The following is a 24,490-nucleotide window of genomic DNA, read 5'->3' on the forward strand; positions in this document are numbered from 1 at the left end:
GAGTCGGGTCGGGTGCGGCGGGCGGGTGTGTCGTCGTTCGGTATCAGTGGGACGAATGCGCATGTGGTGCTGGAGCAGTTCGAGGCGGCTGAAGTGGTGCCGCAGGCCGAGGTTGTGCCAGGTGTATTCCCGTGGCTGGTGTCTGGCAAGACACCAGAGGCTCTGCGCGACCAGGTCGGGCGGCTGCGCACGTACGTCGAGGAGGCGGAGCTGCGTCCGGTGGACGTGGGTCTGTCCACGCTCACTCGGTCGGTCTTTGCTCACCGGGCTGTGGTGCTGAATGGCGACCAGGTCGTCGAGGGCAAGGTTCGTGCCGGGAAGACGGCGTTCCTGTTCTCCGGACAAGGGTCGCAACGGCTGCGTATGGGGCGTGAGTTGTATGCGCGTTTCCCGGTGTTCGCGGCCGCCTTCGATGCGGTGTGTGAGCAGTGGGATGTGCCGGTGCGGGAGGTGGTGTGGGGTGAGGACGCGGAGGCGGTGAACCAGACCGTGTTCGCGCAGGCCGGGTTGTTCGCGGTCGAGGTGGCCCTGTTCCGTCTGGTGGAGTCGTGGGGTGTGCGGCCGGACTTCGTGGCGGGTCACTCGATCGGTGAGGTCGCGGCCGCACATGTCGCCGGTGTCCTCTCCCTCGTGGACGCGTGCACGCTGGTCGCGGCGCGGGGCCGGTTGATGCAGGCGCTGCCCGAGGGCGGTGCGATGCTCGCCGTACAGGCCACAGAGGATGAAGTCCTGCCGCTCCTGGGCGAGTTGGTGTCGATCGCGGCGATTAACGGCCCGACCTCCGTGGTCGTGTCCGGCGCGGCGGACCAGGTGGAGTCCGTACGAACCCACTTCGAGGACCTGGGCCGCAAGACGACCCGCCTGCGTGTCTCGCACGCGTTCCACTCCCCGCTGATGGACCCGATGCTGGACGACTTCCGTACGGTGGTCTCCGGGCTGTCCTTCTCGGCTCCCGTGATTCCGCTGGCCAAGGATGCGGAGTCGGTCTGCGACCCGGAGTACTGGGTGCGCCACGTCCGCGATGCGGTCCGCTTCGCCGACGACATCGGGACTTTCATCGGCCTCGGCGTCACCCGGTTCCTCGAACTGGGCCCGGACGGGGTCCTGTCCGCCCTGGCTGCCGGCTGTCTGCCCGAGGACAGCGACGCCGTCCTCGTACCCGTACTGCGCAAGAACCGGGACGAGGAGACGGCCGCCCTCCAGGCACTCGCCGAACTCCATGTGAGTGGCGCGAAGGTCGACTGGGCGGCCCTCTTCGCCGGCAGCGGCGCCCGGTCGGTGGATCTGCCGACCTACGCCTTCCAGCACCGGCGCTTCTGGCCCATCGGCACTCCTGTCGGCAGGGGTGGTGCGGAGGCGCTCGGGCTGCGTTCCGCGGAGCACCCGTTGCTCTCTGGGGCGGTGGAACTGGCCGGCTCCGACGGGTTCCTGTTCACCGGACGCCTCTCGGTTGCCACACACCCGTGGCTGGCTGATCACGTGGTCATGGGCTCGGTCCTGGTGCCCGGCACGGCCCTGCTCGAACTGGCCGTCCGCGCCGGCGACGAACTCGGCTGCCCCACTGTCGAGGAACTGACCCTCGCCGCACCGCTCGTGCTGCCCGCACAGGGTGCCGCCGTGCAGTTGCAGGTGGCCGTGGCCGCCCCCGACTCCGCAGGCCGGCGTGCGCTCAGCGTGCACTCACGGCCCGCCTCCGGCGGCGCCCACGAGCCGTGGACGCGCCACGCCGACGGTGTTCTCGCGGGCGGCCCCGCACCCACCGGTGTGCCGCTCGACGCGACGGTCTGGCCGCCGACCGGGGCGGAGTCCCTCGACGTGACGGACGTCTACGAACGGTTCGCCGAGGCCGGGTTCGAGTACGGACCCGTGTTCCAGGGGCTGCGGGCGGCCTGGCGACTCGGTGAGGACGTGTACGCCGAGATTTCCCTGCCCGAAGGCACCGAGGGTTCGGCCTTCGCGTTGCACCCGGCGCTCTTCGACGCCACCCTGCACGCGTTCGCGCTGTCCGACGGGACCGACGGCGCCGCCGAGGGGCGGAGCGGAGGGGTCCCGTTCTCCTGGACCGGTGTTTCCCTGCACGCCTCCGGTGCCTCGGCGGTGCGGGCGCGGCTGAGCCGGTCCGCTACCGGCGGTGCGGTGTCCCTCGCCCTCACGGACGCCACGGGTGCGCCGGTGGCTTCCGTCGAGTCCCTGGTCGTACGGCCGCTGAGCCCCGAGCAGCTGGGTGCGGGCGCCGGGGTCCACCGCGACTCCCTGTTCCACCTGGACTGGACACCCGTCGAGCCTGACGGTGAGGGCTACGGCGACCTGCGTACCGCGGCACTCGCCACACCGCTCGCCACACCCGGTGGTGCTGCCACCACAAGCCCCCTGGGCGACCACCCGGTGTACGCCCATCTCGCCGATTTGGCCGCCGAGTTGGACGCCGACGCCGCGCGGCCCGTACCGGACGTCGTCCTCGTACCGCTGCTCTCCGAAGGCGGCCAGGACCGCCACGACAGCCCGGTCAGCCACGACAGCGGTACGCCGGAGACCGTGCACGGGACGACGCTCCAGGTTCTGGAGCTGGTACAGGCCTGGTTGGCGGAGGACCGCTTCGCCGATGCACGCCTGGTGTTCGTCACCCAGGGCGCGGCCTCGGGCACGGACCTCGCGGCCGCGGCCGTCTGGGGGCTGGTGCGCTCGGCAATCTCGGAGAACCCGGGCCGCTTCGGCCTCGTGGACCTCGACGGCGCGGAGGCGACGGCACTGCTGCCGCGGGCCCTCGCCACCGCAGAGCCACAGGTCCTCCTGCGTGGCGACATGGTCCTCGCGGCGCGGCTCGCCCGGGTCACCGACCCGGCGGGCTCCACCTCCGCCGGCACCGGACCGGCCGCCCCGGTGTGGGCTGGTGACGGTGCGGTCCTGATCACCGGTGGTACCGGTGGCCTGGGCCGGGTGATCGCCAGGCACCTGGTGGTCGAGCACGGCGTGCGCGAACTGGTCCTGGTCAGCCGACGGGGCGCCGAGGCCGAGGGCGTGGCCGAACTCATCGAGGAGCTCGCCGGGTTCGGTGCCCGTACGGCCGTCGAAGCCTGCGACGTCGCAGACCCGGCGGCAGTGGCCCGGCTCGTCGCCCGTCACCCCGTGCGCGCGGTGGTCCACACCGCGGGTGTGCTGGCCGACGGGATCGTCGGCCAACTGACCCAGCAGCGGCTCGCGGAGGTGCTGCGTCCCAAGGTGGACGCGGCCTGGAACCTGCACGAGGCGACCCGACACCTGCCTCTGGAGGCCTTCGTCCTGTTCTCCTCCGCGGCAGGCACCCTCGGTAACGCGGGGCAGGCCAACTACGCCGCCGCCAACGCCTATCTGGACGCCCTCGCCCGGCACCGCCGAGTCGGCGGCCTGCCCGGAACGTCGTTGGCCTGGGGCCCGTGGACCCGCAGCGGCGGCGGCATGACCGGCGAGCTGACAGCGGCCGAGGCCGAACGCATGGCCCGGGCCGGACTTCCGCCGCTCACCCCGGAGCAGGGGCTCGCATTGTTCGACACCACGGTGGGAGGCGCAGAACCGGCCGTGCTGCCGGTCCGCCTGGACCTCGCCGCGCTCCGCGCCCGTGGAGAGGTGCCCGCCCTGCTGCGTGGCCTGATCCGCGGGACCGTGCGTCGCTCCGCCGCGGCGGACGCCACGGGCAGTGGGTTCGCCGACCGGCTCGCGGCCCTGCCGCAGGCCGAACGGTACGACGCACTGTTCGCCGAGGTGCACGGTCAGGCCGCGTCGGTCCTCGGGCACGCCGGGTCATCGGACGTCGACCCGGGGCGCTCCTTCCAGGAACTCGGACTCGACTCGCTGAGCGCGATCGAACTGCGCAACCGGCTCGGCGCCCTGACCGGGACCCGGCTGCCCGCGACCCTGGTCTTCGACTACCCGACGACCCAGGACCTTGTGGACCACCTGTACGGGCTCCTCGACCTGCGGCCGCAGGCGCAGCCCGACGCCTCCGCCACCCTGCTGGCCGAACTGGCGCGTCTGGAGCTGGCGTTCACCGGGGCGGAGGTGAGCGACGAGACGTTCGAGCAGGTGGCGGGACGGCTCGACGTCCTGAAGGAGAAGTGGGGCGCGTTGCGCACCGCGGCTCCTGGCGAATCCACCGAGGAGGACGACGAGTTCGACTTCGAAGCGGCCTCCGACGAGGAGGTGTTCGACCTGCTGGACAAGCAGCTGGGCCTGTAGCCGCCCCGCCGGTCCCGGAACCCGGGCCGTATCCCGGGCCCGATCTCCGGGACCGACCCGGCCGGCTCGGTTCATGGCCGTCGGCCAGCGAAAAGCCCCCGGGCCCGGACTTCCTCGGAAGTCCGGGCCCGGGGGCTTCGTGCGTGCCCCGCACAGGACGGAGCACGGAGCGCGTGTGGTCAGTGCAGCGGTCGGCGGAAGCCGAGAACCGCCAGCACACCGCCGACGGCGGCGATCACACAGCCGATGACCAGCGCCGGGACGATCGCGTCCGCACCCGGGATGCCCAGCGCCAACGCGCGGGTCGCGTCGATCGCGTACGTGAGCGGGTTGACCCCGGCGACCGCGGCCAGCCAGCCGGGCAGGTCCTCGACCGGCATGTAGGCACTGGACGCGAACATCAGCGGCAGGATCGCGATCACCGCGAGGTTCTGCATCGGCTCGGCCCTCCGCAGCCAGGCACCGGCAGCGATGAACGCCCAGCCCAGTGCCCAGCTCATGAACAGGGTCAGCCCGACCGAGGCCGCCACGTCGGTTGCCCCACCCGCAGGCGCGTAACCGAGCACGCCGAACGCCAGCGCGAGGATGACCACGGCCTGCACCGCGCTGCGCACCAGGTTGGCGAGGCTGCGGGCGATGAGCAGCGACGACGGCATGATGGGCAGGGACCGCAGCCGCGCCACCACCCCGTTCTTGAGGTCGTCGACGAGCCCGACACCCGACTGGACCGCCGATTGCACCGCGTTGTCCACCAGCACCGCGGACAGGATGAAGTCGAGGTAGGTGATTCCGGCGGGGAAGTTCGGCGGAGCTCCCATTTTGCTGAACACCTGGGTCAGCACGAACAGGATGATCACCGGCTGGAGCAGTCCGAAGAGCACCACCCCCGGGTCGGTCGCCATGGAGCGCAGCGAACGTGTGGTGAGCACCCGGATCTGGAGGAACACCGAGCTGTCCGGCCATTTCTGCCGGCGCGGCGCGGCGGGGGCCACTTCGGTGATGGTGGTGGCGTCGGGGGTGACAGTCGCACTCATGCGGCGGATCCTTCGGACAGGGCGGGGGAGCCGGACCGGACGGGTACGGGGGTCCGGCCGGCCAGGGCGAGGTAGACGTCGTCGAGCGTGGGCTCGCCGAAGGACAGCTCGGATGCTTCGGCCCCGGCCTGGTCCAGGGCGCGGATCACGGTCGCCACGTCCTTCGACGCGTCGATCGGGATGACGAGAGAGTCGTTCTGCAAGGCCACCGACGGTTCCAGCGCGGCCCGGCGCAGGGCAGCAACCGCGCTCTCCAGGTCGGCGGCCGGGTCCAGCGTGACGGTGACGGTGCGGCGGCCGACGGCCGCCTTCAGCTCCGCCGCCGTGCCGTCGGCGATGACCCGGCCGCCGGACAGCACGGTGATGGAGTCCGCGAGCCGGTCTGCCTCCTCCAGGTACTGGGTGGTGAGCAGCACGGTGGCGCCTTCGGTCACCAGTCCCTCGACGATTTCCCACAGGCCCAGCCGGGCCTCCGGGTCCAGGCCCGTGGTCGGTTCGTCGAGGAAGACCACCTCCGGGTGACCGACCAGGCTTGTCGCGAGGTCGAGCCGTCGGCGCAGCCCGCCGGAGTAGGTGCGGGCGCGGCGTTCGGCCACGTCCTGGAGAGCGAACAGCTCCAGCAGCTCGTCCGCGCGTGCCCGCGCCGCCCGGCGGCCGGCGCCCAGCAGCCTGGCGATCAGCAGCAGGTTGTCCCGGCCGCTCAGCTGGCCGTCCACCGAGGCGAACTGTCCGGTCAGCCCGATGCGCCGGCGTATCTCGTGAGGTTGGTGCACCACGTCGTGCCCGGCGACCGACGCCGTGCCGGAGGTCGGGGTGAGCGCGGTGGTGAGGATGCCCACCAGGGTGGTCTTTCCGGCGCCGTTGTGGCCCAGCAGGCCCAGGACGGACCCGCGGGGCACGGACAGGTGCACCGAGTCCAGGGCGCGCACCGTGCCGAAGGTCTTGCTGAGGTTCCGTGCCTCGATCATGGTTTCGGGAGGTTCGATGGGGAGCCCGCTCATGGGAGTTCTCCAGGGTTGTCGGGGGTGCTCGGGAAGGGGGGAGCTCGGGAAAGGGGAGAGGGGAAAGGGAGGAGACGGAGGGCGGGGGCATGGAAACAGCCGACCGGCACGGATGCCGGTCGGCTGTGGCGTGGAACCGCAACGGCCCGTCAGCGGTCGATGCCGTCCAGGCGTCGGAACAGGTCCTCGTCCGAGGCGGTGTCGAGGTCGAAGGGGTCTGAGCCCGACCGGGGTGCAGGAACAACCGGTTCCCGGTGGGGTACGAGGGCGCGCAGGAGGTCCGCGCTGTCCGCGTCGAGGTCCGAGCCCGCCGACAGCAGCGCGTGCAGCTCGGCCACGAGTGCCGCCACCGTGCGGTCGCCCGGCCCCGCGGTCTCCGCGAGGTCCCCTCGCAGCAGGTCGGCCAAGGACGCCGGGGTCGGATGGTCGAACACCACGGTGGCGGGAACCCGCGCCCCGGTGCTCGCCCGCAGCCGGTTGCGCAGCTCGACCGCACCGACCGAGGTGAGGCCCATGTCCGAGAAGGAGAGGTCCGCGTCTGCGGCGCTCAGCGTCCGGCCGCCGAGTACGGCCCCGGTCTCCTCCAGCACCAGCCGGACCAGCAGCGCCCGCTGTTCGGCCCCGCCCAGCCCGTCGAGCCGCCGCGCGAACGGTGCCGGGGCTGATGCGGTCGGCGTCGGCGATACCGGTGCCCCGCCCGCGGCCCAGTAGGTGCGGTGCTGGAAGGGGTACGTGGGCAACGGGGCGGGCAGCGCGCCGTGCAGCACCGACCTCCAGGCCACCGGCACCCCGTACAGGTGCAGCCGGGCGAGCGCCGTGAGCACCGAGCGCTCCTCGGCCGTGCCGCCCGCGGGGACGACAGCCCCGGCGGCCGGGCGTCCGGCCAGGCACTCCTCCAGCATGGGCGCCAGCGCGGGCTCCGGGCCCAGTTCCAGGAACGCGCCGGTGCCGTCGGCCAGCAGCCTGTCGACCGCGTCGTGGAAGCGGACCGGCTCCCGGACGTGCCGGACCCAGAACTCCGGGTCGCACGCCTCGGCGGCGGTGAGCGGCGCCCCGGTCAGCCCGGAGACGACCGGCAAGGCGGGTGCGGCGAAAGCGAGTTGGGCGACGACCTCACGGAACGCGTCCAGCACCGGGTCCATCAGCGGGGAGTGGAAGGCGTGGCTGACGGCGAGCCGCTTGGTCCGGTGCCCGGCGGCCGACAGCCTCCCGGCCAGCTCCTCCAGAGGCTCCACCGCGCCGGAGAGGACCAGCGAACGCGGTCCGTTGACGGCGGCCACCGCCACCGGCCCATCACGCGTGCCCTCCAGCCAGGGGCCGAGTTCGGCCTCCGCGAGCCGTACGGCCAGCATCGCTCCGCCCTCGGGGAGTTGCTGCATCAGCCGGCCCCGGGCGGCGACCAGCTGGGCCGCGTCCGCGAGGGAGAGCACACCCGCGACGTGCGCGGCGACGATCTCGCCCACCGAATGCCCCGCCAGCCGGCCGGGCACCACCCCCCACGACTCGAACAACCGGTACAGGGCCACCTGGTGGGCGAAGAGGGCGGGTTGTGTGTACTCGGTACGGTCCAGGAGTGCGGCGTCCGGACCGTCGGCGGCCCACATGACCTCGGTCAGTGGCCGGTCGAGCAGTGGATCGAGTACGTCGCAGACCTCGCGCAGCGCCTTGGCGAACACCGGGTGCGCGGAAGCCAGTTCACGTCCCATGCCGGGGCGCTGGCTGCCCTGCCCGGCGAACACGCACGCCAGATCGCCCTCGCCGGCATCACTCGGGGGGAACTCCCGGTCGGCCAACTCCCTGACGCAAGCGAGGAGTTCCTGAGTGTCCGCGCCGACGACGAACGCCTGGGCGCCGGAATGCACGGTGCGTCCGACGGCCAGCGAGTAGGCGACGTCCGCCACCGGCAGTTCCGGCCGGGACTCCACGTGCGCCGCCAGTTGGTGGGCCTGGTCGCGCAGGGCGGGCGCGTCACGCGCGGACAGCACCCAGGCCACCGGGCCGTCCCCGGGCGCGGGCCGCTCGGCGACGGATTCCTCCGCGTCCCCGGGGGCCTCCTCCACGATCACATGTGCGTTGGTGCCGCTGATCCCGAACGAGGACACCGCGGCCCGGCGGGTCCGCCCGGCTTCCCGGGGCCACGGCCGTGCCTCGGTGAGCAGCCGGACCGTCCCCGGCGACCAGTCGACATGGGTGGTCGGGGTGTCCACGTGCAGGGTCCGGGGCAGCACGCCGTTGCGCAGGGCGAGCACCGTCTTGATCACACCGGCGACGCCCGCGGCGGCCTGCGCGTGCCCGATGTTCGACTTCACCGAGCCCAGCCACAGCGGCCGCTCGGGCTCGCGTGCGGCGCCGTACGTACCCAGCAGTGCCTGCGCCTCGATCGGGTCGCCGAGCGTCGTCCCGGTGCCGTGCGCCTCCACCGCGTCCACGTCGGTGGCGCTCAGCCCGGCGTCGGCCAGAGCCTGCCGGATCACCCGCCGCTGCGCGGGCCCGTGCGGGGCGGTGATCCCGTTGGAGGCGCCGTCCTGGTTCATCGCCGAGCCGCGGACCAGCGCGAGCACCTGATGCCCGTGGCGCCGGGCGTCGGAGAGCCGCTCCAGGACGAGCAGCCCGACCCCTTCCGACCAGGCCGCTCCGTCGGCGGCGTCGGCGAACGACTTGCAGCGGCCGTCGGGGGCCAGCCCGCGCAGCCGGGAGAACTCCGTGAACGAGGCCGGGGTGGCCATCACGGCGACCCCGCCCGCCAGCGCCAGCGAGGACTCGCCCGACCGGAGCGAGCGGCACGCCAGATGGAGCGCCACCAGCGAGGACGAGCAGGCGGTGTCCACGGTCAGTGCGGGGCCCTGGAGGCCGAAGGAGTACGAGATCCGGCCGGCCAGGGCGCTCCCGGCGGTTCCCAGGGCCAGGAGCCCTTCCAGTTCGGGCCGGTCCTCGCCGGACGCTGACGGCGCGTAGTCGTGGTACATGGCGCCCGTGAAGACCCCGGTGTGCGAGCCGTGCAGGGTGGCCGGGTCGATGCCCGCCTGTTCCAGGGCCTCCCACGCGGTTTCCAGCAGCAGTCGCTGTTGCGGGTCGGCGGCCAGTGCCTCCCGGTCGGAGAAACCGAAGAATCCCGCGTCGAACGCGCCCGCCCCGCCCAGGAATCCGCCCTCACGGGTGCAGGAGGTGCCGGGGCGTTCGGGGTCCTCGTCGAAGAGCCGGGCGAGGTCCCAGCCGCGGTCTTCGGGGAAGGGCCCGATCGCGTCCCGGCCGTCCGCCAGCAGGGCCCACAGATCCTCGGGGCCGCGTACCCCGCCCGGCAGTCGGCAGGCCATGCCCACGACGGCGACGGGATCGTCGGTCGTCGCGGCGGGGGGCCCGGCGGCGTCCGAGGCCGGCTCGCCCCGTAGGTGGCGGGCCATCGCGTGGGGAGTCGGGAAGTCGAAGGCCAGGGAGGCGGGCAGGGGGAGGCCGGTCGCCTCGGCGAGCAGGTTGCGCAGCCGGATGCTCCGTACGGAGTCCAGCCCGTGGCCCCGGAATGTGGTGGTCGCACCGATCGGGGCGGACTCCTCCGTGGGCGCCAGCGCCTCGGTGACGCAGGCACGGACCAGGGCCAGGGCCGCGGCGTAGGACGCGGGCACGGACGCGCCACCGGCGCCGGCACTCGGGTCCCGCTCTGCCAGCAGGGCCTCCAGGGAGCGCCGGTGCAGTTTGCCCGCGGGGGTGAGGGGCAGCACGTCGACCGTCACCAGCTCCAGCGGAATCTTGTAGTCGGCGACGCCGCGCTCCCGCAGGAACGCCGTCACCGTCGCCAGGGTGACGGCGCGTTCGGCGCGCCCGGTGACCACCAGGCACGGGTACTCGCCCAGCCGCCGGTCGGGCCTGGCGACGACGGCGGCGGGGCCGAGGCCCGGCAGGTCCGCGAGGATTCCCTGGATCTCGGTCGCGTCGAACTTCCGGCCGCCCACGTTGATCAGCTCGGCGGAGCGGCCCACGAAGCGGACCCGGCCGTCGCCGTCCACGCTCGCCCGGTCCCCGGTGCGCAGCCAGCCGTCCTCGGTGACCGCGGTCGCGGTCAGTGCGGGCTCTCCGTGGTAGCCGCGGAACATGCCGGGGCTGCGGTAGTGGAGCTCGCCCGTCTCACCGGGAGCGCACTCGGTGCCGTCCTCCCCGACGATGCGTACAGCCGCGCCGAGGGTCGGCCGGCCCACGCTGCGGGTGGCCACGTCGGCGGGGTCGGCGGCGGACGTGCAGGTGCCGGTGCCCAGTTCGGACATGCCCCACACCACGACGAGCGGACTGCCGAGGAGTTCGCGCACCTGGGTGACCAGTGCGGCCGGAACAGCCGCGCCCGCCGTGCGCACCTCGCGCGGACTGAAGCCGGCCGGTGCGCCGGACTCGGTGATCCGCGCGGCCACGTCGTGCAGCTGGGTGGGCACGGCGAAGACCACGCCGGGGCGGGCCGCGCGGGCCAGTTCGAGGAACCGGTCCGGGTCCCAGCCACGCAGCAACACCTGCCGGCAGCGGGCGAACAGGGCCGCGTGCAGGGACTGGAGGCCGAAGAGGTGGGTGAGCGGGCAGGCCGTGAGCACCCCGCCCTCGAAGGCCTCGGCCGCCTCCTGCGTCACCGCCGCCGTGTTGGACATCAGACCGTCGTGACTGTGCAGGCAGATCTTGGGCCTGGCGGACGTGGTCCCGGAGGAGGGCAGCAGCACGAAGGGCATCTGGGGCCGTACGTCCACACGGCGCGGAACAGCACCCGCCCACCGTTCCAGCAGCGCGTCGATGCCGAAGAGGCCCGCCGAACCCGCGCCCGCCACCAGGACCGGCCGCAGTGAGGGCACGGCCGTCCGCAGAGCGGCCAGGGCCTGCGGGTCGGCGGTGTGCGCGGAGTCCGCGGGCAGTACCGCCGCCACCGGCGCCACCCGTTGCACCAGCGCCAGCACGTCGGCGCTGCCGTGGCCCTGGTGGACGGGCATCATGACAGCGCCGATCGCCGCGACGGCGAGGTGCAGGGTCTGGTACTCCCAGCAGTTCGGCAGTTGGACGGCGACCACGTCGCCGACGTCGACGCCGAGTTCCTGGAGGGCCCGGGCGAGCGCGTCGACGTCCGCCGCCCACTGCCGCCAGGTCCGGTGCCGGTCGCCGTCGCTCAGGGCGACGGCATCCGGGGCCTGCCAGGCGGCGGCGCGGAACACGGCCGGCAGGGTGAGCCCGCGCAGTGCTCCGCTCGGATCGGCGGCCGGTCGGACCGCGTAGTCATCGACGTGGACGGACACCATTACTCCCGAGAAAGCCGGCCGCTGGGGATGTTGCGTCTCCATGCTGACTCCGCTCCCACCGGGAAAAGCCCTAGATGTGAGCCCCTTCGACCCGTTCCCCTCCGACGGCCCGGGCCCGGTCCGCCGCCGGGCCCGGTGCGTGCAGCAGGGCGCGCAGCGGCGCCGACTTGACCAGCGTCTCCTCGTACTCGGCGGCCGCGTCGGACAGGGCGATCACCGCGCCGCCCACGCCGTAACGCAGGGTGCCGCCGCTCAGCAGCACGGTGCGGATGACGATGCTCAGGTCGGCCGCGCCGGTCAGCGAGAAATATCCGATCGCGCCGGAGTAGACGCCTCGGGGGCCGCCTTCGAGCCGGTCGATGATCTGCATGGTGCGGATCTTCGGCGCACCCGTCATGGACCCGCCGGGGAACGCCGCGCGTACGCCTGCCACCGCACTCGTGCCGGTGCGCAGTTGCGCCCGTACGGTGCTGACGAGCTGGTGCACGGTCGCGTAGGACTCGACCTGGAACACCGGGTCGGCGACGACCGAGCCGACCTCGGCGCACCGGCTGAGGTCGTGCCGGACCAGGTCGACGATCATCAGGTTCTCGGCGCGGTCCTTCTCGCACTGTGCGAGATCGGCGACGAGCAGGGCGTCCTGGGCCGGGTCGGCGTGCCGTGGCCGGGTGCCCTTGATGGGCTTGGACTCCATCGCGCCCTGCCGGTCGATGCGCAGGAACCGTTCGGGCGAGGTGCTCAGCACTGCCAGCGGGCCGAAGCAGAGGAAGGCGGCGAACGGGGCCGGGCTCGCCCGGCGCAGGTGGCGGTAGGCCTGCCAGGGGTCGAGGCCGGTGTCCGCCTCGATCATGTTGGTCAGGCACACCTCGTACGTCTCGCCGGCGCGTATCTCCTCGTGGCAGACGTCGATGAGTTTGAGGTAGGCGTCGCGGTCGTGGCGCGGGCGCAGATCCGCTTCGGTGAGCCCCACCGGCGGCGGGCAGGGGGCGGGTGTCCGCCCGGCGAGCCGTGCCAGCTCGGCCGTGGTGCTGCGCAGCCAGGCGCGGGCGTCGTCCTGCGCACCGTCCTCGGTGAGCGCGAGGACGTACGTGGTGTCCGTGCGGTGGTCGAGTACGACGGCCCGGTCCGCGAAGACCATCACGGCGTCCGGGTCGGGGGAGTGGTGGGCCGCCTCGCCGCCGCACTCCGACTTGAGTTCGTAACCCAGGCAGCCCACCCAGCCCAGGGCGAACTCGAAGGGCAGTTCCGGGACCTCGGTGTGCAGCCCGCCCAGATCCCGCTCCAGCCAGTCGAAGAACGGGCTCCGCACGCTGTGCGCCTGCCCGTTCGCGGTGACGGTGACGGTGCCTTCGGACACGTCGGCGGTGACGGTGCGGGCCAGCGGCCCGGAGGCGTCGCCCATGACGGAGATCTGGCCGAGGGAGGGGTCCGTGCGGCTGCTGTCCAGCCAGAAGGGGTGGTCACCGGTGCGGAAGAGGCGGTCGAAGACCGGTTCGGCGTCCCAGCGGGTGGCGAGTTGTTCGGCCAGGACCCGCAGCCTGCGGACCGGAGCAGCCGGGGGCGGGGCTTCGGGTGCCGGCTGCGGTGCGCGCGCCGGGCTCCGTCTGCGCCTGCCGTGCGCGGACGTCAGGTCGCGGAAGTTGGCCAGCAGGTGGTGTCCGCCGGCCGTGCCGATCGACTCGGGGTGGAACTGCACGCCCCACAGCGGCAGGCTGCGGTGGCGCAGCGCCATGACGACCCCGTCGTCGGGGCTGTGGGCTATTGCCTCCAGGGCGGGCGGCAGCGAGGTGACGGCCAGCGAGTGGTAGCGGACCACCTCCAGCGGATCGGGGATGCCCTCGAACAGCCCGGTGCCGTAGTGCCGCACCCACGAGGTCCGCCCGTGGCGCGGTTCCGGTGCACGGCCGACCTCGCCGCCGTGCGCGAGCGCCATGCCCTGGTGACCGAGGCACACGCCCAGCACCGGGAGCCGGCCCTCCTCGGCGATGCGCGCGCACAGACCGAAGTCGGCCGGGCGGTGCGGGGTGCCGGGCCCCGGAGACAGCACCACGTTGTCGAACTCGTCGAGGAGCCCCGCCCGCCAGGCGGGGTCGTCGTTGCGGATCACCTCGGGTTCCCGGCCGTTGACCTCGGCGAGGTAGTGGAACAGGTTGTAGGTGAAGGAGTCGTAGTTGTCGACGAGGAGGGTGCGCATCACAGGATCCCGAGTTCGCGTGCCATCTCGTCACCCACGGACCTGATGTGGTCGGTGAGGAAGAAGTGACCGCCGGGGTACACCTCCATCCGGAAGGCGCCTTCGGTGTGCCTCTGCCAGGCCAGGGCCTCGTCGGACGAGGTGCGCGGGTCGGCGTCGCCGGTGAGCACCGTGATTGGGCAGCGGAGCGTGCGGTCGGGCGGGCACTCGTACTTCTCGATGGCCTCGTAGTCCCCGCGGATGGCGGGCAGTGCCATCCGCAGGATCTCCTCGTCGCCGAGGAGATCGGGGTTGGTGCCGTTGAGGAGTCTCAGTTCTTCGATGATGCCGTTGTCGTCGCGGCGGTGCACGGTCTCGGTGCGCACGGTGGAAGGACCGCGGCGACCGGAGGCGATCACCGACTTCGGTGCGTGGGCGCCCTTGTGCTCCAGCCGCCAGGCCGTCTCGAAGGCGAGCACCGCGCCCATGCTGTGTCCGAAGAACACGGTGGGCTTCTCGTCCTGGGACAGCAGCTCGTCGACGATGCGGTCGGCGAGGGTGGCGAGGTCCGGCGCGCAGGGTTCGTGTCGACGGTCCTGACGGCCGGGGTACTGCAGTGCGATGACGTCGACGGCCGGGGAGAACCGCACCGACACCGGGTGGAAGAAGCTGGCAGACCCGCCGGCGTGCGGGAAGCAGACCAGCCGGACGGGACGCTCCGCGGCCGGGTGGAAGCGGCGCAGCCACAGGGCCGAGGAGTGGTCCGTGCTGTTCAAGATGCGGTCCTTTCTGGGAAACGGCGGTACGGGTCCGGGCGGTCGCGGGGCCGCCCGTCAAGGTCAGTCCTCGTTGACGGTGATGGCGTGGGCGGGACACAGGTCGCCCGCCTGCTGCACGACGTCGTGTTCCCCCGGGGCCGGACGGGGGTCCAGGACGACCACCAGCCCGTCCTCGTCCTGGTCGAACACGTCGGGGGCGGACAGCACGCACTGTCCGGCGCCGACGCAGCGGTCGGAGTCCACGGTGATACGCATCGGTTCTCTTTCGGGAGGGCAGGAGGCGGGCAACGGCTACCAGCGGACGGGAAGTTCGTGCAGCCCGTACAGCACGCCGTCGTACTTGAGGGGGAGTTCCTCCACCGGTACCGCGAGTTCGAGGGTCGGAATCCGCTCGAACAGCCGTCGGTAGACGATCTCCATCTCGGTCCGGACGAGGTTCTGGCCGAGGCACTGGTGCACGCCGTAACCGAAGGCCACGTGATGGCGCTCGGTGCGGGCGGGGTCGAAGGCGTGCGGACAGGCGAACGCGGACTCGTCGTGATTGGCGGCCGCGGCCAGCGGGATGACCCCCTCGCCCGCCCTGATCAGGTGGCCGCCGATCTCGACGTCCTCGACCGCGACGCGCAGGGAGACCAGGTCGGCGACCGAATGGAAGCGCAGCGTCTCCTCCACGGCCCGCTGGTCCCCGACCCACTGCGGATTGAGGAGCAGGGTCACCACTCCGAGGGCGATGTTGTTCGCGGTCGTCTCGTGGCCGGCGATGAGCAGCAGCATCAGCACCCCGGTCATCTCCTGGACGCTGATGCTGCCGGTGGCCAGGAGCCTGGTGATCAGGTCGTCGCCCGGCCACTGCGCCTTGATGCCGACGAGCCGGTTGATGTAGCGCAGCAGTTCCTTGGCGGCGGTGTCGCGCTGCTGCTCGGTGGAGGTGCGGATGGAGACCAGGGTGCGGGTGCGCGACTCGAAGAAGTCCCGGTCCACGGGCGGGATGCCGAGCAGGGTGGAGATCACCAGGGAGGGCACCGGCAGGGCGAAGTCCGCGACCAGGTCCGCCGAGTTGCCGGCGGCCAGCATCGTGTCGATCAGCTCGTCCACGGTCCGCTCGATCGCCGGCCGCATCGCGCGCACCCGGCGCACGGTGAACTCCGGGATCAGAGCCTTGCGGAACCGGTCGTGCTCGGGTGAGTCGAGTCCGACGAACCAGCCGGGAATCTGCTCCTGGCGGGGCACGCCCATGGTGTCGCTGATGTGCGGGAAGCCCTCGCGGTCGGGGTTCGCGCTGATTTTCTTGCTGGTCAGCACGGCGCGTACCTCCGTGTGCCGGGTCACCAGCCAGACCCGGTTGCCGTTGGGCAACTGGGTCGGCACCAGCCCCTCGCGGCGGCGGTACTCCTCGTAGCGGGGCGGGGGGAAGGGTTCGCCCGGGACGCGCAGCGGGAAGGGTACGGTCTTCGGTTCGGTGCCGGTCATGGCCCTCGTTCTCCGTCGTAGAGGTGCGCGGGTTCAGGCCGCGTCGTAGAAGGCGCGGATCTTCCCGGTCACGTATTCCTGGTCCGCGGCGGTCAGTTCGGTGTACGTGGGCAGGTAGAGCCCGTCTTCGCTGAACCGGCTGGCGTTCAGGTACGGCCAGACGGGGTCGTGGTACCCGGGCTGACGGCTCATCGGCTTGAAGAAGACCCTGGTCTCGATGCCCTCGGCGGTGAGGAAGGAGCGCAGTTCGTCCCGGCGTTCGGCCCGTAGGTCGTACATCCACAGGACGTCACGCGGAGGCATCACGGTGATGCCGGGAATGCCCTTGAGGCCCTCGTCGTAACGGCGTTCGATCTCACGGCGCAGGGCGAGGAAGTCGTCGAGCTGTTCCACCTGGGCGAGTGCCACGGCGCCCTGCATGGCGGTCATGCGGAAGTTGTAGGCCAGCTTCTTGTGCAGGAAGCTGTGGTCCTCGGTGAACGCCATCGCGCGCAGGTGGGCCATCTGTTCGGCCAGCCGGGAATCGTTGGTGAGGCAGATGCCGCCCTCGCCCGAGGTAATGATCTTGTTTGCGAAGAGCGAGTAGCAGGCGACGTCGCCGACCGGGGGCACGCCGTGCGCCTCGGCGGAATCCTCGACCACGCGCAGGTTGTAGTCGTGGGCGATATTCATGATCGCGTCCATGGCGCAGCGGCGGCCGTAGACATGAACGGGCATGACTGCCTTGGTACGGGAAGTGATCTTCTCCTCGATTTTCGACGGGTCGATGTTGAGATCGTCGGCGCAATCGACGAACACCGGGGTCGCGCCGGTGTGGCTCACGGCCCAGGCCGAGGCCACCATGGTGAATTCAGGAACGATCACTTCATCGCCGGGGCCGATGCCGAGCGCGCGCAGTGCCAGGGTCAGGGCCGTGGTTCCGGAGGAACAGGCGACGCCGTGCGCGATTTGGTTGTACGAGGCGAATGCCTCCTCGAAGCGCCGGACATAAGGCCCTTGGGAGGATATCCAGCCGTCAGTGATCGTTTCAGTGACGTAGGCGAGTTCCTGACCCTTGAGACTGGGCCGGGAAACGGGGTACTTGATGGACATGTCGTCCTCGGTCGGAGTGGGCAGGGCAAGGGGGCTGTTCACGACAGGGCGGGCAGCTTGAGGAGGAGGTCGGCCGCGCGCTCGCGTCCGCCGGCCGCGTGCTGGAGTTCGCCGATCCGTTCGGCGCGTTCGCGGAATCCCGGTTCGCCGAGGACCCGGGTCAGCTTGTCGACGATGTCGTCCGGGTCGACGTCCCGCGGCCGGTCGAGGGTCAGGCTCAGCCCGAGGTCCTGGCCGCGCACCGCCTGGTCGTAGCAGTCGACCCAGAGCGGGCGGATCACCATCGGCTTGCCGAAGTACATGCCTTCGTTGAAGCCGTTGCCGCCGCCGTGGGTGAAGAACACCCGGACGTTCGGGTGCGCGAGCACGTCGAGCTGGGAGGGCAGCCAGCTCTCGATCCGCAGGTTGGCGGGCAGGGTGCCGGCGGCCGGCAGCAGGTGCTGCTGCTCGGCGGGCAGCCGCCACAGCACCTGATGGCGGTCCTGGAGGCGGCGGGCCACCTCGACCAGCGAGGCCACGTGCTCCCGGGTGAGCCGTGTGATGGTCCCGAAGCCCATGTAGACCACCGAGGACTGGGCGTCGAGCCAGTTGGCGAGCCCGTCGGCGTCCTGGCCGGGCGGTGCTTCCGGCAGCGGCGGCACCATGGCCCCGACCAGTTCCATCCGGTCCGGCACGGTGAACGGGTAGTCCAGCTCGGCGACGGAATTGCACAGGATCAGCTCCGCCCGCTCGACCCGGGTCATCGGACTGGGCCTGGGCAGGCCGAACTCCTTGCGCAGGCGCGCGTCCTCGGACAGCACTTTCCCCATGGTCGGGTGGAAGAACATGCCGAGGGTGCGGTATTTGAAAAGCTCATTGCGCACGCGCTGGGAAAAATTCATCGGATAGGGAAGACCGGAATGCGGAACGGGGAAGTCACGGGGAGTCCCGGACGGCCCGAACGGGTTGAGAGAGGTGAGGACGTTGGTCGGCAGGAAGGGGACGCTGAGCACGAAGGGAATGCCGTGGGTAAGTGCCACGTCGACACCGAAGGAGGCGACGCAGTCGATCACCATGAGGGCCGGTTTGGCCTTTTCCACCAGAGAATTCAGGCGCTTGAATTTCTCGGCCTGGAGGTCGGGGCGGTAGGACTGGCGGACCACCGCGCGGTGCGCCTTGAAGCGCGACGCCTGGGTCACCTCGCGGTACACCTCGTCCGGCCAGCTGACCGCCGACAGCTCGGAGAAGACCTCGCCCAGCGACGCGAACTCGACGCCCGAGCCCGCCGTCAGGCGCTCCACATCGGCCCGCCGGGGCTCGTCGGTGGCGAACCGGAGATCGGGCACGCCCCGCCGCGCGAGCTCGGCCGCAAGCACCAGCAGCGGGTTCACCAGTCCGCTCTCCGGCAGGCTGACGAAGAGGACGGGGCGCTGCGCGGTGTTCTGGGCGAGGCTCATCGCGCTCCTGGGGGCGTCGTCCGGTGGGGTTGGCTGCACCCCTACTTGGTCTCACGGGCCGTACCGGGAATTCCTTAGACTCGGTGGGTCCGGGAGGGGCGGCCGGGTGCCGGGGCGGGGGCGCAGGGGGTTGTTCGACGGGTCGTTTGGTTCCGTCAAGGCGGCGTTAGCTTTCTTGTTCTTGGCTGGATTCCGAGCAGATCGGTCCGGTTGACTCCGGTACGCTGCCACAGGATGATCGTTTTGATTCCTGCGGAAATTGGGTCTGATGGGGGTTCGACCCTTTCCGTTCCATGTAGGGGGCGTCTTTGTCTGACCAATCGAGCCCGGCAGGCTTGAGTGGAGCCGTATTCGGCCGCGACGCGGAAATCGGCGCGCTCTCGGCACGGGCCGCGACGGCTCGCGCGGGTCACTCCGGAATAGTGGTCCTCACCGGGCCGCCCGGTATCGGGAAGAGCAGCCTCCTCGACGCGTTCCTCGACGGCCACAGTGACGGAACCCCCCGCGGACCACGGGGCATGACGGCGCTTCGCGGAACGTGCGCGGAGGACACCGCCACCGTCCCGTACGAAGGCGTCCGCGCCCTGCTGAGGCCGCTCGGCCTGGTGGGTGAGAGCGCCCCCGGGCACCCGTTGCTGCGGGGGAGCGCCCGCCGGGCGCTGCCCGCGCTGATGCCCGGGACGGACCGCCCGCCCTTCGCCCATGACGCCGACTACCCGGTGCTCCAGGGGCTGTTCAGCCTCACCGTCCACCTCGCGGAGCGTCACCCCCTCGTTCTCGTACTGGACGACGCCCACCTCTGCGACGCGTACACCCTGCGCTGGCTCGACTTCCTGTTGCGCAGGGCGGACGGGCTGCGCCTGCTGCTGATCCTGGCCCGCAGCACCGAGGCCCCGACCGCCGACAACGCCCCGTGGGCGAGGTTCGCCGCCCACCCCTCGTGCACCACTGTGCCCCTGGGACCGCTGAGTCCCGCCGCGGTGGGTGAGCTGGCCCTTCGTACCTACGGCTGTCCGGTCGTGCCGTCCTTCGCGGCCCGGCTCGCCGACGTCTGCGGCGGCAACCCCGGCAACGCGGTCCGGCTCATGGCGGAACTGCGCAGCGCTGGGGTACGGCCCGACCGCGACGGCGCCCGGGACGTGGCCGAATTGGGCGGTCGCCTGATCGCGAGCTCGGTCAAGTCCCTCTTCAAGAGGGAAGCCGGCTGGGTGGAGTCCGTCGCCACGGCCCTGGCGATCCTCGGCCACGACCTGCCCGACCACGTCGCTTCGTTGGCCGGCGTGTCCGCCGTCCAGGTCGAGGACGCGATATCCGTGCTCTGCCGCGCGGAGGTTCTCGCGCCCGGTGGCACCGCCTTCACCGGCGGCGGTGTACGCGCAGCGGTGCTGGAACCACTGGGAGCCGCCGCGCGCGCCCGGCTCCGCGCCCGGGCGGCCCTGCTGCTCAGCGACGCGGGCCGCCCGGCGGAGGAAGTCGCAGGCCACCTGCTGGCGATCCCCGGGGCCCCGCGCCCGTGGATGACCTCACTGCTGGCGGACGCCGCCGCCACCGCCGAGGACCGCGGTGCCCCCCTCGATGCCGCGCGCTACCTGCGCCGCGTGCTCGACGCCAGGCCCGAGGACCACGCCCTGCGGCTCAGGTTGGCGGGCCTGGTCGCCCACAGTGACCCTGACGCCGCCCTCGCACTGCTGCGCGACACCCTCGACCGGGCACCCGACCTCCGGACGCGGGCCGACGCGGCCCTGCGGTACACCACCGTCTGCCTGGCCGCGGGGCAGAGCGTCGCCCCCGGCCACGGCCCCGTACGGGTCCTGGCCGAACTCCGCTCCGAAGCCGGCCTCCGGGAGCGGGCCCTGGCTCTGGAGTCCGCTCTGCTCCTGGCAGGTTCGTCCGCACGAAGAACCACCGCGGGGCCGGGCGGCGAAGAACGCGCGCCCGGGCCCCGTCCGGCCGGCGGGGAGGCGGACACGGAAGCCGTCAGCGCCCTGACCGCCGCGCTCTTCGACAACGCACGTGACACCGCGACCACCCACGCCCGCCGGGCGGTGGACGCCCCCGGCCCCCGGGCCTCCTGGCCGGTGCTCACCGCCTGCACGGTGCTCGCCCTCGCCGACGAGAGCGCCGAAGCACTCACCGTCCTCAACCGGGCGGTGGCCGGGCCCGGCGGGCCGGACGCGGGCTGGGCCGGCGCGTTCGCACTGTCGGCCCGAGGCCTCGTGCTGCACGCCACCGGGGCGATCCCCGAGGCGATCGCCGATGCCCGCGCGGCCCTGGCCGCGGCCGATGAGGCGTCGCAGCGCCTGGTGCTGCCCCGACTGGTGCTCGCGGCGGCCCTCATCGACAGCGGTGAGGCGGCCGGTGCGGAAGACCTCCTGACGGAAACCGACCCGCAGGCGTCGGCCGGGCCCGTCGTGGAGCAGCACCTGCGCCTGATGGCCCGCGCCCGGGTCCGCCGCGCCCTCGGCGACCGGGAAGGAGCGCTGCGCCTCCTGCTCGCCTGCGGCCGGGCACAGCGGGAAACCGGCCTCGCCAACCCGGTGTTCGCCCCTTGGTGGGCCGAGGCGTGCTTGCTGCTCGCCGCCATGAACCGCCCGCAGGACGCCCACGCCCACGCCGAGTTCGGCGCCGAACTCGCCCGGCGCTGGAGCACCGCGTACGCCCTGGGCACAGCCGCCCTCGCCCGCGGAGTCATCACCCCGGGCAGGGCCGGACTCGGACTGCTGGGGGAGGCCGTCGACGCACTGGCCGCCTCGCCCGCCCGTACCGCCCACGCCCGGGCCGGGTTCGCTCTCGGCCGCCGTCTGCTGGACCAGGGAGACCGGGTGAAGGCACGCCCGCACCTGCGTTCCGCCGCCGACCTCGCCCACAGCTGCGGGGCGGTGCCCCTCGCCCTCGGCGCGCGCCGCCTGCTCATCGCCGCGGGCGGGCGCATGCCTGAGCTCACCGGGTCGCGCGAGGACCTGCTCACCGGAGCCGAACGCAGGGTCGTCGGGCTCGTCCTGGACGGTGCCAGCAACCGGGAAGTCGCCGAGTCGCTGTGCGTCACGCTGCGCACGGTCGAGACCCATCTCACCAGTGCATACCGCAAGTTGGGTGTTCAGCGCCGGGCCGCTCTGGCCACCACCCTCCGCACCTCGGGCGCCCGCGCTCCCGTGTGCGGCGGCTGATCCCGGCACCCGACCCACCCGCGTCCCTGCGCACAGCCCCCGCGCCAACAACTGTCCGCGCCGACCGCACCGTCCACGCACCGCCGATCCCGGAACCCGGTCACCCTCATGCCACCCACGGCCTTCCCGGACCCCCGCCGCCCCGCTCCGCCGGATCCCACACCATGGAGCGCCGACGGCCCGTTGCCCCACCACGGCCGTGAGCAGCACACCCTGGGTCTCCTGCTCGACGGTCTCGCCGCAGGACACTCCTGCGTTGTCACCCTCACCGGACCTCCCGGCCACGGTCAGGACGCCCTGGCCCGCTGGTCCGCGCGGCTCGCCCCTTCACGGGGCCTGCGGGTGCTCAGCGCCAGGGCGGTGCACTCCGAGTCCGGGACGCGCCACGGGGTGGTCTCCCAACTGCTCACCGGTCTCGGCGTGTCCGTCCACGCCGGACCGGCTCCGGTACTGCGCGCCGCCCGCCGGCACCCCCTCCTGCTGGTTCTGGAGGATGCCCAATGGGCCGACGCCGATTCCCTGCGGTGGCTGCTGGCCCTGTTACGACGCGCCGCCAACGCCCCGGTGGGCGTGCTGGCCAGTGGCAGCGACACCGCCTTACCCGGCACCGGCTGGCGCTGCCTGGCCCCCGGTTTCCCCGACCCCGACGGCGCCCACGAACTCGTGCTGGAGCCGCTGACCCTGCGGGATGCCGCACGCACTGTACGCGCCGTCTGCGGGGCCGAGGGCGAACCGGAGTTCACCGCCGCCGCGCTGCGTACGTCAGCGGCGATCCCGGCCGTGCTCCTCACGGCCCTGCGGCAGTTCGCCCGGCGAGGGCACCTCCCGGTCGCCCGGCGCACCGCCGAACTCGAAGCCGTCGGCCGGGCGGTGCTGGACGACCACATCGGCCGGGTGCTGCGCGGACTGCCGTCCGAGACGGTCGCGGCGCTGCGCGTCCTCGCCGTCACCGACGGGGTCCTCGACTTCCCGGCCGTCTGCGCGCTCGCGGGACTCGGGCATCTCGCCGAAGCCCGGCTGCGCACCGTCCTGGACGCCACCGGCCTCCTCCGTACGTCCGGGGCGGTCCCTCGTATCGGCGTCGAGGCCGGCCTGCGAGTCCTGGCGGGAATGGAGGCGTCGGAACGGGCGGTCCTGCACGCCGCCGCCGCCCGTCTCGCCCGCCGCGCGGGCGCCACCGACCAGGAAGTCGGCGGACTCCTGCTGCACTCACGCCCCTTCGACGCCCCCTGGGCGGCACCCGTGCTGCACCGCGGCAGCGTGGCGGCCCAGAGCGCGGGCGACCACGTCCGCGCGGCGGCCCTCCTGGCCCGCGCCCTGCGTGAACCGCTCGACGAGGAGATGCGCGCCCGGACGATGCTCGACCTGGCCGCCGCCGAACTCCTCACCGTGCCGCAGGCGGGCATCCGCCGGATCGGCGCGCTCACCCGTACCCGGGCGAGGGCCCGCTCCGCCGTTCGGCTGCGTGCGGTGGACCTCGGGCTCGCGGCGGGGGACGCCGACGGGATGTGCCGGGCCGCGGCCGAGGCCCTTCCGGCCGCCGCGACTCCTGAGGAGGAGCAGGCCCTCGTCGCCCTCTTCTGGGCGGCCGACCCGGCCGACCGGGAACGTGCCGAACGAGTGGTTCCCCGGATGCCGCCGCTGCCGGCCCGCCCGTCCTGCGACGTTCAGGCCGGACCCCGGGCCTGGCAGCTCGCCCTGGCCGGAGAGGGCCTCGCCACGGCACGGGACCTCGCCCGTGCCGCGACGGCCCGGCCGGTGCGCGACACCCTGGTACTGCCCCGCCTCGCGGCGTGCGAGGCGCTGTGCCTGACCGGTGACTACGAGGAGGCCGACGCCGCACTGAGCGCGCTGCTCACCGGCGTCCGGGCCGACGGACGTCGGATCGCCGCCCCCCGGGTCCTTGCCGCGCGGGCGGAGCTCAACCTGCGCCGGGGCCTGCTCGCCGCTGCCGAGCAGGACATCGGCGCCGCCGAGCGCGCGATGCCGCAGCCCAGTACGACCGCCGCCGTGACCGTACAGCTGCGAGCCGTGCGCATCCTCGTCGACCTGGAACGCGGGGACACCGCACCAGCCGGAACACTCGCCGCAGAGCCGGCCGGGGAAGCCGTCCGCCACAGCACGCACTGGCCGCACCTGCTCTTCGCCCGGGCCATGGTGGCCGCCGCCGAGGACCGCACCGAAGCCGTGCACCTGTTGCGTGAATGCGGTCGTCTGCTTCTGCACCGCAACCACGTCAATCCCGCGCTGCTCCCCTGGCGTTCGACCGCGGCGAGGCTCCTGCGCGCGTCGGGACGGGAAACCGAGGCGCACCGGCTGGCCGCGGAGGAACTGCGGCTGGCACGCGGGTGGGGCGAGCCCGGAGCGGTCGGATGGGCGGAGCTCAACACCGGGCCGACGGCCGCCCAGGACGGTCCCGCTCGTGCCCGGCACGCGGCCGGCCTGCTCGGCCGCGGCCCGGCAGGCCCCGCCTACCAACGCGCGCTGGCCGATCTCGCCGCGGCGGAACTCAGGGCGGGGACGAACCGGCACGCCGCTGCCGCCGCCGTGGCCGAACTCAGGGCGCTCACCGCCACCTACCCACGAGGCCCGATGGCCAGGAGCGCCCGGGCTCTCGGCGCGGAACTCGCGCCCCTACAGGGGCCGGGCGTCTCCCGGCCCGTCGGCTGGGCCGAGCTTTCACCACCGGATGCCCGGACGGCGACGCTTGCCGCCCACGGGCACAGCAACACCCGGATCGCCGGAATGCTCTCCCTGTCGCGGCGTGCCGTGGAGCTCCGGCTGAGCCGGGTCTACCGCACCCTGCGGATCGCGGGCAGGGAAGAACTCCACGCGCTCGTACGCGACATGGAAGGACGCTGAGCC

At 72.7% G+C, this 24,490-nt stretch carries 12 protein-coding genes; 3 read left to right on the forward strand and 9 right to left on the reverse strand.

Annotated elements, in window-relative coordinates; genetic code table 11:
• On the forward strand, nucleotides 1-4,212 hold a 4,212-nt coding region (locus IE269_RS38245), incomplete at its 5' end, for a type I polyketide synthase (RefSeq protein WP_189827935.1).
• Between the two features lie 179 nt (nucleotides 4,213-4,391).
• Here the strand turns inward: IE269_RS38245 and IE269_RS38250 are convergent.
• From IE269_RS38250 to IE269_RS38290, 9 genes are all read right to left on the reverse strand, one after another.
• Entirely contained in the window at nucleotides 4,392-5,246 is an 855-nt protein-coding gene (locus tag IE269_RS38250; RefSeq protein WP_189827936.1) for an ABC transporter permease, read from the reverse strand.
• Nucleotides 5,243-6,247, reverse strand: a complete 1,005-nt coding sequence (locus IE269_RS38255; RefSeq protein ID WP_229898459.1) for an ATP-binding cassette domain-containing protein — start codon at nucleotides 6,245-6,247, stop codon at nucleotides 5,243-5,245. Before IE269_RS38255 ends, IE269_RS38250 begins: the two co-directional genes overlap by 4 nt.
• Before the next feature lie 149 nt (nucleotides 6,248-6,396).
• On the reverse strand, nucleotides 6,397-11,508 hold the full coding sequence (locus tag IE269_RS38260; protein ID WP_189827937.1) for a type I polyketide synthase: 5,112 nt from the start codon (nucleotides 11,506-11,508) through the stop codon (nucleotides 6,397-6,399).
• 70 nt (nucleotides 11,509-11,578) lie between these two features.
• Nucleotides 11,579-13,702: an aminodeoxychorismate synthase component I gene (pabB, locus tag IE269_RS38265; RefSeq protein ID WP_189827938.1), complete on the reverse strand. Its 2,124-nt coding sequence runs from the start codon at nucleotides 13,700-13,702 to the stop codon at nucleotides 11,579-11,581.
• Nucleotides 13,702-14,457 (reverse strand): thioesterase II family protein, encoded by a 756-nt coding sequence (locus tag IE269_RS38270; RefSeq protein ID WP_189827939.1) that lies wholly within the window; start codon nucleotides 14,455-14,457, stop codon nucleotides 13,702-13,704. The genes pabB and IE269_RS38270 overlap by 1 nt, the downstream gene beginning before the upstream one ends.
• Nucleotides 14,458-14,520: 63 nt before the next feature.
• Nucleotides 14,521-14,715 (reverse strand): ferredoxin, encoded by a 195-nt coding sequence (locus IE269_RS38275; protein WP_189827940.1) that lies wholly within the window; start codon nucleotides 14,713-14,715, stop codon nucleotides 14,521-14,523.
• Between the two features lie 36 nt (nucleotides 14,716-14,751).
• On the reverse strand, nucleotides 14,752-15,930 hold the full coding sequence (locus IE269_RS38280; protein WP_189827941.1) for a cytochrome P450: 1,179 nt from the start codon (nucleotides 15,928-15,930) through the stop codon (nucleotides 14,752-14,754).
• A gap of 33 nt (nucleotides 15,931-15,963) precedes the next feature.
• The gene (locus IE269_RS38285) at nucleotides 15,964-17,022 is read right to left on the reverse strand and encodes a DegT/DnrJ/EryC1/StrS family aminotransferase (RefSeq protein ID WP_189827999.1); all 1,059 of its coding nucleotides are present in this window, start codon (nucleotides 17,020-17,022) and stop codon (nucleotides 15,964-15,966) included.
• 38 nt (nucleotides 17,023-17,060) lie between these two features.
• Nucleotides 17,061-18,458, reverse strand: coding sequence for a glycosyltransferase (locus tag IE269_RS38290; RefSeq protein WP_189827942.1), 1,398 nt, complete (start codon nucleotides 18,456-18,458; stop codon nucleotides 17,061-17,063).
• Nucleotides 18,459-18,793: 335 nt separating this feature from the next.
• Here IE269_RS38290 and IE269_RS38295 point away from each other — a divergent pair, with 335 nt between their 5' ends.
• Both IE269_RS38295 and IE269_RS38300 read left to right on the forward strand, forming a co-directional pair.
• Nucleotides 18,794-21,625 (forward strand): ATP-binding protein, encoded by a 2,832-nt coding sequence (locus IE269_RS38295; RefSeq protein ID WP_189827943.1) that lies wholly within the window; start codon nucleotides 18,794-18,796, stop codon nucleotides 21,623-21,625.
• A 108-nt stretch (nucleotides 21,626-21,733) separates the two neighbouring features.
• The gene (locus IE269_RS38300; RefSeq protein WP_189827944.1) at nucleotides 21,734-24,487 is read left to right on the forward strand and encodes a helix-turn-helix transcriptional regulator; all 2,754 of its coding nucleotides are present in this window, start codon (nucleotides 21,734-21,736) and stop codon (nucleotides 24,485-24,487) included.
• The last annotated feature ends 3 nt before the right edge of the window (nucleotides 24,488-24,490 follow it).

This window comes from Streptomyces spiroverticillatus (assembly GCA_014650415.1).
Lineage (GTDB): Bacteria > Actinomycetota > Actinomycetes > Streptomycetales > Streptomycetaceae > Streptomyces > Streptomyces spiroverticillatus.

Coding starts and splice junctions, on each gene's coding strand:
- IE269_RS38250 (WP_189827936.1), bottom strand. CDS start 5,246: ATGAGTGCGACTGTCACCCCCGACGCCACCACCATCACCGAAGTGGCC.
- IE269_RS38255 (WP_229898459.1), bottom strand. CDS start 6,247: ATGAGCGGGCTCCCCATCGAACCTCCCGAAACCATGATCGAGGCACGG.
- IE269_RS38260 (WP_189827937.1), bottom strand. CDS start 11,508: ATGGTGTCCGTCCACGTCGATGACTACGCGGTCCGACCGGCCGCCGAT.
- pabB (WP_189827938.1), bottom strand. CDS start 13,702: ATGCGCACCCTCCTCGTCGACAACTACGACTCCTTCACCTACAACCTG.
- IE269_RS38275 (WP_189827940.1), bottom strand. CDS start 14,715: ATGCGTATCACCGTGGACTCCGACCGCTGCGTCGGCGCCGGACAGTGC.
- IE269_RS38280 (WP_189827941.1), bottom strand. CDS start 15,930: ATGACCGGCACCGAACCGAAGACCGTACCCTTCCCGCTGCGCGTCCCG.
- IE269_RS38285 (WP_189827999.1), bottom strand. CDS start 17,022: ATGTCCATCAAGTACCCCGTTTCCCGGCCCAGTCTCAAGGGTCAGGAA.
- IE269_RS38290 (WP_189827942.1), bottom strand. CDS start 18,458: ATGAGCCTCGCCCAGAACACCGCGCAGCGCCCCGTCCTCTTCGTCAGC.
- IE269_RS38300 (WP_189827944.1), top strand. CDS start 21,734: ATGCCACCCACGGCCTTCCCGGACCCCCGCCGCCCCGCTCCGCCGGAT.